This is a genomic window from Nocardia sp. NPDC050175 (assembly GCF_044459885.1).
Classification (GTDB): Bacteria; Actinomycetota; Actinomycetes; order Mycobacteriales; family Mycobacteriaceae; genus Nocardia.
This window is the reverse complement of record NZ_JBITJI010000009.1, coordinates 273338-274465: the sequence shown is the minus strand read 5'-3', so window position 1 is coordinate 274465 and position 1128 is coordinate 273338. Positions and strand designations below refer to the sequence as shown.

The 1128-nt window shown below is 67.0% G+C and carries 1 protein-coding gene; it reads right to left on the bottom strand.

Going from position 1 to position 1128, the window contains the following annotated elements; genetic code table 11:
- Positions 1-377: 377 nt before the first annotated feature.
- Positions 378-1127 (bottom strand): precorrin-4 C(11)-methyltransferase, encoded by a 750-nt coding sequence (gene cobM, locus ACIBK2_RS29905; protein ID WP_396971892.1) that lies wholly within the window; start codon positions 1125-1127, stop codon positions 378-380.
- Position 1128 lies beyond the last annotated feature (1 nt).

Below are 1128 nucleotides of genomic sequence, written 5' to 3'. Positions count from 1 at the left end.
CCGTAACCTCGCTTCCGGAACACCACGCAAGCGCTCCCCGACGACACCCGGACAGGACGCTCACCTATCCCAGCGTGGCGCCCGCGTCTCGGGGTTCAATTCTCTAATCAATCAGACAAAAAAAGCTCATTGGCACTATCTGTTCGCCAGGGTGACCTTGTTACATAGGCGCGACCGCGCCCATTACCCACCGACCGGCAATGCCGGGAATCTCGCTGCAGATCACCGAACCAATCTACCGTCGTCGCCCGCGCCGAACCAACCAACCTCGATAGCTGACCGACATCATCACAGGCAGTCGGGTTGTCAGTACTTTGCAGGGCTCATGTTGCAGACCTCACATCCTGCGCGACGCGCTGTGCGGGCGGCGCGGCGGGTCACCGATGGCGGGTGCGAGCCGGGTCGTAGAGGTGGGATTCGGCACACGACACCGTGCGCGCGAGGGCCTTGCCGACCAGGATGATCGCGGCCTGCCGCAGTTCGGCGGCCTCGACCTGATCGGCGATATTGGTGAGGGTGCCGCGCAGGATCAGCTGGTCGGGCTGGCTGGCGCGGTAGACCACGGCGACCGGACAGTCCCGGCCGTAGTCGGCGACGAGTTCGGCGGCCAGGGTGCGGACGCGGGTGATCGCGAGGTGCAGCACGAGTGTGGCGCCGGTGGCGGCGAAGTTGGCCAGTGCCTCGGAGTCGGGCATGGCGGTCGAGCGGGCTCGGGTGCGGGTCAGCACGACCGACTGCACCACCTCGGGGACGGTGAGTTCGGTGCCGAGCAAGGCGGCCGCGGCGGCGTAGGCGGGAACGCCGGGGGTGACGTCCCATGGAATGCTGTGTGCGTCGAGCCTGCGCGTCTGTTCGGTGAGGGCCGAGTAGAGCGACGGGTCACCCGAGCACAGTCGGGCCACGTCCTTGCCGGATCGATCGGCGCGCACCAGGTGTTCGGTGATCTGGTCGAGGTCCAGGTGCTGGGTATCGATCAGTTCGGCGTCGGGCGCGCAATGACCGAGCACTTCGGGATCCAGATAGGTACCCGCGTACAGGCACATCGGGGACGAGCCGAGCAGGGCGACCGCGCGGACGGTGAGCAGGTCGGCCGCACCCGGTCCGGCGCCGATGAAGTGCACGGTCATG

Coding starts and splice junctions, on each gene's coding strand:
- cobM (WP_396971892.1), bottom strand. CDS start 1,127: ATGACCGTGCACTTCATCGGCGCCGGACCGGGTGCGGCCGACCTGCTC.